This is a genomic window from Phascolarctobacterium succinatutens CAG:287 (assembly GCF_000434895.1).
GTDB lineage: Bacteria > Bacillota > Negativicutes > Acidaminococcales > Acidaminococcaceae > Phascolarctobacterium_A > Phascolarctobacterium_A succinatutens_A.
The window spans coordinates 4,013-11,112 of the sequence record NZ_FR892824.1 but is presented as its reverse complement, the minus strand read 5'-3'; the positions used below and the strand labels follow the sequence as shown (position 1 = coordinate 11,112).

Annotated in this window: 7 protein-coding genes; 2 read left to right on the top strand and 5 right to left on the bottom strand. The window is 45.0% G+C overall.

Going from position 1 to position 7,100, the window contains the following annotated elements; genetic code table 11:
• Window positions 1-1,978, bottom strand: a 1,978-nt coding sequence (gene cas10 / locus BN587_RS10470; RefSeq protein WP_044484893.1) for a type III-A CRISPR-associated protein Cas10/Csm1, incomplete at its 3' end; no start/stop codon positions are given.
• Between the two features lie 391 nt (window positions 1,979-2,369).
• Between cas10 and BN587_RS10465 the strand changes: the two genes are divergently transcribed.
• Together BN587_RS10465 and BN587_RS10460 are read left to right on the top strand one after the other, a co-directional pair.
• Window positions 2,370-4,247, top strand: coding sequence for a glycine betaine ABC transporter substrate-binding protein (locus BN587_RS10465; RefSeq protein WP_021721091.1), 1,878 nt, complete (start codon window positions 2,370-2,372; stop codon window positions 4,245-4,247).
• On the top strand, window positions 4,248-5,447 hold the full coding sequence (locus tag BN587_RS10460; protein ID WP_021721090.1) for a quaternary amine ABC transporter ATP-binding protein: 1,200 nt from the start codon (window positions 4,248-4,250) through the stop codon (window positions 5,445-5,447).
• A gap of 81 nt (window positions 5,448-5,528) precedes the next feature.
• On the opposite strand, the gene BN587_RS10455 is transcribed toward BN587_RS10460, so the two are convergent.
• From BN587_RS10455 to BN587_RS10440, 4 genes are all read right to left on the bottom strand, one after another.
• Window positions 5,529-5,729 carry a cold shock domain-containing protein gene (locus BN587_RS10455; protein ID WP_009145305.1) on the bottom strand — a complete coding sequence of 67 codons (201 nt, stop codon included), beginning with the start codon at window positions 5,727-5,729 and terminating at the stop codon, window positions 5,529-5,531.
• A gap of 102 nt (window positions 5,730-5,831) precedes the next feature.
• Window positions 5,832-6,095, bottom strand: coding sequence for a GIY-YIG nuclease family protein (locus BN587_RS10450; protein ID WP_009145306.1), 264 nt, complete (start codon window positions 6,093-6,095; stop codon window positions 5,832-5,834).
• Window positions 6,096-6,566 (bottom strand): peptidylprolyl isomerase, encoded by a 471-nt coding sequence (locus tag BN587_RS10445; protein WP_021721089.1) that lies wholly within the window; start codon window positions 6,564-6,566, stop codon window positions 6,096-6,098.
• Window positions 6,567-6,589: 23 nt separating this feature from the next.
• Window positions 6,590-7,100 (bottom strand): hypothetical protein (locus tag BN587_RS10440; protein ID WP_303684974.1); only part of this gene is annotated, 511 nt, incomplete at its 5' end.

The following is a 7,100-nucleotide window of genomic DNA, read 5'->3' as shown; positions in this document are numbered from 1 at the left end:
CTGCTGAAAAACTCAATTTGCCATTAGTAAACCTTGTAAAAGCTCGTCTTATATCTACAGCAAGCTCTATAAGCTCATCCCATGCTCCCACAATGAACATATCATCACCGCCGGAATATACAACATGAACTTTTCTCTGCACCGGCTTTTGTAAGCCATATAAGCTGAATTGCTGCTGATTAATGTTTTCAAAACCATTCAGCTCACCTCTGCAAAGCTTACCTACTGCCAATTTAAAGAACATACCTAAATCTCTGGATAAATCAGCATATCTTGACAATGTAGCATATTTTTCCGATTCTTCTTTACCATAACGGATAAAGCCACCGATAAAAGCGGCACCTAAATTATCTACATCCGCACGTAAAACGCCTAAACGCTTAATACCATGCCCACCATCGCAACATTGTTCAGCTAAATCTTCAAACTCCATAACAGCACCTTTATCATTAGTGCTGTAATAATCAGCCAACCATAAGCGTGTACCGATATTTCTACCTGTCAAAGCTTTGTTTTTACTATAAATACGTAACAGGCTAGTGCTGTTTTCTTCCAGTTCTTTTTCATCCATGACAGCTAAAAACAGCGGCTTATTGTAACCAAATAACTCCAGTTCTTCACCAACAGCTTTGCTTAAAACAGCAAAATGTCTATTAGATTTAAAAAGCTTTTCTCCCAACTGAAATAGTCCTTTGCAAGTCGGACAAATATCACCTGCATCACCATTCGCAAGTAATTTTTTACTGGACATATGACAAACAGCGCATTCTCTGCTGCCATCAATATTTTTATTATAACTGCTGTCACTATCAAAGAGCTTTGCCAAATTTTGAATATCATAGCGACATAGCTTATCTTGATTTAATTTTTTACTTACAGCAGCAAATACATTACGTTGCATGCCTGAATTCTGCAAGTCAGAAGCACTGCAGGGAGCAAATCCCATTGCCATATACAGCTTTGTACCAAATTTTTCCAATAACCATTCATTGCAGGCATTCTGTATTTTCTTCAAATTGTCTTTTGTAGTATCCGTATTAGCAGCTAAAAGATAGAAATGCCCACCGCCTGTATATAACAGATTAGCTCTGCTCAAGCCAAGCTGCTGTAAAATCTCATCAATATAATTCTCCATAAAAATTTCTAAATAGAAAGAGCGACCTCTTAGAGATTTTAAAGCACCCTTACTTGGTACAGTATAAATAAAATCTTGTATTCCAGAAAAATCTCCTGATACAAGCAAAAATGTATCCTGTTTTCTAAATTCACTATTACCGGATTGGTCATAGCAGTATTTTTTATAATCTTTAATCTTATTTGCTAAAAAATATTCATACATACAAGAGGCAAGCGCTGCTGTTACCTTAGAATGAATATATAGCGAAATATCACAAACTTCATTTTTATTCGTACTGGATGGTACGTAACTCATGACATCCTCCAAAATGCGCAATAGTTCGCCATTACTCATATCCAGTATACCGGCACGTTGAAAATTACTTTCCAATACATTTACAAGCTCTTCATACTTGTCATCTGAAGCATAGCACATTTCCGTTGTCGGATAATTAAATTTATCCGAAGGATTCAGCCCACGTAAATAATATTTGCTAACCGGATTACTGGTTTGTTCTCCAAAAATATTAAACACACTTTGCAAGCAAGACTGTGCATCAAAGCCACGGTCAACACCCTCATCTTCACGCTCGCGTCTGTCGGCTGCAGCAGCAATATTATCAGCCTCATATACAATATAGCTAAAATCATCAGCTAAAAGTTTTGCTGTTTTCAAAGCTTTAGCATGGTGTAACCGCAAACAACGTAAAACCTGCTCTGCTTCCGGAGAATTATCCATATACTTTTTTAAAAAATTTGCTCCAGCATTAGAGTGATTCCCCAAACTATGGTCAGCACGCAAACACATCTTGCCTATGTCATGCAACAAGGCAGCCTTAATTAATACATCTATTTCCGCCACTCAAAATCCCCCTTTCGGAAAATCAACTTTATATAACAAACGTAAGAAAAAGCTATTTATATAATTCTACAATATTTTTTAAAATCCTTTTAGGAAATTTTGGTGCGCATTCTCTTCATAACGAAAATTTAATATTTTCAGGTGTTTCTTCTATATCTATTAATCTTAGCTCCGACATTTCTCAATCACTCTTCTAATTGGTTTTATCATCCTCACCAATATCCGCATACACTTCTCTTTATACAAAACTCTGCATTTACAATAACTTTAGTTTTTTAAAGTTATTCTTTTGTATATTGTTGCATTTGCAGTTGACAAGAAGAATTTTCGCTTTGTAAAATAAATTTAAGAGGAGTATTTTTCTTTTTATTGCTTTGACGGAGGTGAAGCCATGTTACGAAAATTATCAGCCGTTTTTTTACTAATACTGACCTCACTTGGATTTATAGCAGGCAAGGTCAACGCCGCTAATGAGCAAGCAAAGCAAGAGGTTGTTTTCGCCGACGCCGGCTGGGACAGTGTCAAATTTCACAACGCTGTTGCCGGTTTCATCGGCACTCACGCCTATAACATCACGCCTAAGATTATCAGTGGCTCTACACCTATCATCCAGACGGCGCTGCTCCGCGGCGACGTAGATGTGCATATGGAGCTGTGGACCGATAACGTGCCTACCTTTGAAGCTGACATGAAAACCGGCAAGCTGCTCAACCTGGGCATCAACTTTGATGATGATAAGCAGGGCCTTTATGTTCCCCGCTATCTTATTGAGGGTGACGCCAAGCGCGGCATCAAACCTCTCGCTCCGGATTTGAAAACCGTCAAAGACCTGGCACGCTACGCACATCTTTTCAAGGATCCCGAAGATCCCACAAAGGGACGTCTTTACGGTGCTATTCCCGGCTGGAGCATTGATAAGATACTTTATTTGAAATATGAAGCTTACGGCTTAAACAAAAATTACGTCTACTTCCGTTCCGGCAGCGAGCCGGCGCTGAACAGCGCCTTCCTCGCCGCCTACACTAAGGGAGAACCGATGGTAGGCTACAACTACGAGCCGACCTGGCTCACCGGCAAGCTGGACCTCGTTCTGCTGCAGGACGAGCCCTACAATGAAGTCGGCTTTCAGCGCGGCCTGACGGAGGCACGCTCTGTTCCCGTCTGCATCGTTGCCAACAAACAGCTGCAAAGCAAAGCACCGGAGTTTGTTGCCTTCCTGCAAAAATATCACACCACCAGCGCACTCACCGCAGAAGCACTGGCGCACATCGCAGATACCAAATGCACCTATGACGAGGCTGCCATCTGGTTCATGCAGCGCCACCCCGAGCTGCTTGCACAGTGGCTGCCTGAGGATAAGCTGCAAAGCATCAACAAAGCACTCAAAGGCGATAATGCTGCTGCAGCCAACTGGCTTCTTAGCTTTCCCGAAGAAGTTCAGGTGGACTGGACTAAGCCCATCGACAATTTCGTCAACTACATCAACACCACCTACGCCAGCTTCTTCAATAAGGTGAAGGATATTCTTACCTGGTGCATTCTTTCTATCGAACGATTGCTGAACTTTATTCCCTGGTGGCTGACTATCATCGCTATCGCTGCCTTGGGCAAGGTGCTCACAGGCAAGCTGTCGCGCGGTATTATCTATAGCCTTGGACTGTTCGCCATCGGTGCCTTCGGCTACTGGAGCATGATGAACGAAACACTGGCAGTAGTTATTTCCTCGGTTATCATCTCGCTGCTTTTAGGCCTGCCCATCGGCATTCTTGTGTCCACCAGCAGGCTGGCAAACCGCCTGCTGCGTCCTTTGCTTGACGCAATGCAGACCATGCCCACCTTTGTCTATATGATTCCTGCGGTTATGCTGCTTGGTCCCGGCAAGGTGCCTGCAGTTCTTGCTACCGTAGTTTATGCCGTCGTGCCCGTCATCCGCTTAACCAGCCACGGTATCCAGCAGGTTGACCCCAATGTTGTCGAAGCCTCCGCTGCCTTCGGTGCTTCGCGTTGGCAAACTCTGTTCAAGGTGCAGATTCCACAGGCTATGCCCACGATTATGACCGGCATCAACCAAACTATGATGATGGCTGTAGCGATGGTTGTAACCTGCGCGATGATTGGTGCCAACGGCCTAGGCATGGAGGTGCTGATTGCCATTAACCGTACCGAATCCGGTCGTGGACTCATCGCCGGTATTTCTATCGTTATTATTGCGATTATCATTGACCGCCTGACGCAAAGTCTGGCTGACAAGAAAAAGGAGGGAAAATAAATGACTGTACCCGTATTACAAGTAAAAAACCTGTACAAGCTGTTTATTCCTCTGGAGCATTCGCAAAACGAAAAAAAGGCTATGACCATGCTGGAGCAGGGCGCTTCCCGCACCGAGGTGCAGGAAGCTACTGGTATTACCGCAGGTCTTATTGATATAAACTTCACAGTCAACAAGGGCGAGGTATTTGTCCTCATCGGTCTTTCCGGCAGCGGCAAATCCACACTTATCCGTTGCCTGAATATGCTGAACCCGCCAACCTCAGGCACAGTTTACCTTGAAGGTGATAATATTACCAATTTCAGCAATAAGCAGCTGCAAGAGCTGCGCCGCACTAAGGTAGCAATGGTGTTCCAGAACTTTGGACTTATCAGCAACCGTAATGTTTTGGAAAATGCCTACTACGGATTGGAGATTCGCGGCGTACCGCTGAAGGAGCGTACCGAAAAGGCTATGCAGATGCTGGAAATGGTTGGCCTGCAGGGCTGGGAAAAAACGCGCATCAGTGCGCTTTCCGGCGGTATGAAGCAACGCGTAGGTATCGCCCGCGCACTTGCCAACGATCCCGATATCCTGCTGATGGACGAAGCCTTTTCCGCCCTCGACCCCTTGGTACGCAACGATTTACAGTTCGAGCTGTTGCGTATTCAGGAAAAAACAGGTAAGACCATTGTTTTTATCACCCACGATATCAACGAAGCCTTCCGTCTAGGAACACACGTCGGCATTTTGCGCGACGGCCGCATGGTGCAGATTGGTACGCCGGAGGAAATGATTACCAATCCCGCAGATGACTATGTGCGCAGCTTTATTAACAATGCCGATTCCAGTAAAATTTTTACTGTGCGCAACGTTATGAGCACGCAGACATGTATAGTGCGCAATATCGACGGTGCTGCCGTTGCTCTGCGCAATATGAAAAACAGCGGCGTATCCAGTGCCTACGTAGTTGATGAGCATCTGCGTTTTATCGGTATTATCACATTGGATAGCGCTATGCAGGTGCTTTCCGGCTATACGACCTTTGAGAAAAGTATTCTGCGCAACGTGCCAGTGATAGATAATCTTGATACACCCGTAGCAGATATTATGCCGCTTTCGGCAAGCACACCCTTCCCTCTGCCCGTAATTGACGAGAACAAACTATTTTGCGGTATTGTCACCAAGGCTTCCGTAATATCCTCCTTTGTCACCAACTGAACTCTCATCCTCCCGCAAACAGCAAAAAAGCTGATGCTCCGGCAGTTACCTGCCTTAGCATCAGCTTTTTACTTGCATTTATTATTCAACATGTACAACGTTAGTTGCCTGTTCGCCACGGTCACCCTGGATAACGTCAAATTCTACATTCCAGCCTTCTTCCAAGGTTTTAAAGCCTTCGCTTTTAATACCGGAGAAGTGAACGAACAAATCCTTGCCGCCTTCTCTTTGGATAAAACCATAGCCCTTTTCTGCATTAAACCATTTAACTTTGCCTGTCATCTGTAGGCCTCCCTAATTACTATTTGAGCCTTTAAAACTCACTTAGCTTATTATAGCCTATATGTACAGGAAAAGCAAATATTTGTCTGAATCTTTATAATTTTATTCTGCAATGCGAGCTTGCCATGTCTGCAGCAAAGCGAGCTTCTGCTCCCGGCGCAGCTTTTTTATGGCACACTCGCGCCGCAAAGCCGCTTCCTTATCCGGCAGCTCTTCGCTGTAGACCAGCTCCAAAGGACCGCGTCCACGCGTATATTTGGCGCCGCGTCCGCTGTTATGCATTGCCAGACGGTGCTCCAGATCATTGGTCCAGCCTGTATATAAGCTGCCGTCCTTGCAGCGCAGCATATATACAAACGCCGCCATTTATTTTACAACCTCTACCTTTTCCATGGTCACAGCTTCGCGCGGACGGTCACGGAAATCAGTCGGTACTACGCCAATCAGGCGAACAACATCCATGCCTTCAACAACCTTGCCAAAAATTGCATGGTGGCCGTTCAGCCAGGGAGTCGGTGCCAAAGTAATGAAGAACTGGCTGCCGCCGGTGTTCGGGCCTGCATTAGCCATGGACAGAATGCCCTCGTCGTCATGCTTCAGTCCTTCACCGAACTCGTCTTTAATCTTGTAGCCGGGGCCGCCCATACCGCTACCGGTCGGGTCACCGCCCTGAATCATAAAACCGTCGATTACACGGTGAAAAATAATACCGTCGTAAAAGCCTTTTTCTACCAGCTCGATAAAGTTTTTGGTAGTCAGCGGAGCCTTGTCCTCAAACATTTCGGCAACGAAAACACCTTTATTAGTCATAAATTTAATTTTTCTGTTTTCACTCATTGATATTTACCTCCAAAATAGCTTTAAAATACTTCATGCTTCAGCAACGCAACAAACAGATAGATACCGCAGCCTGCCGCAGCACCTACAGCCGGCATCAAAGACGGTACGATAGCATTGCCATGCAAAAATGTCAGACTGAACAGCATCATGCAGAAATAACCCTGCATGGTCTGCAAACGCTTCGGCAGCAGACGCTTGCCGTTTTTGTCACCCTTGGACTTCACGTAATCTGCCACGCGGATTTCCGGCAGGAAAAGAATGAAGGCCAGAGCCATGATAATAATATTGCTCATGGACAGCTCATTGGCAACGGTATCATACTTAGCAAAAATCAAGCAAGCCAAAGAAATACCTGCCAGATAAAGACTGCGGAAGTAACCTGCCTGAATTTGGCTTTCCAGAATATAGGCAGCACCGGTCAGCAGAGGGAATACCCACAAGCCCTGCAGTCCGAGCCAGGCAGCACTGCCAATCATAATAACGTTATCAATCAGACGATGTCTGTCACCGGAGCTGCGGGTCAGCATACGC

Bases quoted from the DNA above. Each gene is read 5' to 3' on its own strand.
- BN587_RS10460 (WP_021721090.1), top strand. From the start codon at position 4,248: ATGACTGTACCCGTATTACAAGTAAAAAACCTGTACAAGCTGTTTATT.
- BN587_RS10450 (WP_009145306.1), bottom strand. From the start codon at position 6,095: ATGGCGGCGTTTGTATATATGCTGCGCTGCAAGGACGGCAGCTTATAT.
- BN587_RS10465 (WP_021721091.1), top strand. From the start codon at position 2,370: ATGTTACGAAAATTATCAGCCGTTTTTTTACTAATACTGACCTCACTT.
- BN587_RS10455 (WP_009145305.1), bottom strand. From the start codon at position 5,729: ATGACAGGCAAAGTTAAATGGTTTAATGCAGAAAAGGGCTATGGTTTT.
- BN587_RS10445 (WP_021721089.1), bottom strand. From the start codon at position 6,566: ATGAGTGAAAACAGAAAAATTAAATTTATGACTAATAAAGGTGTTTTC.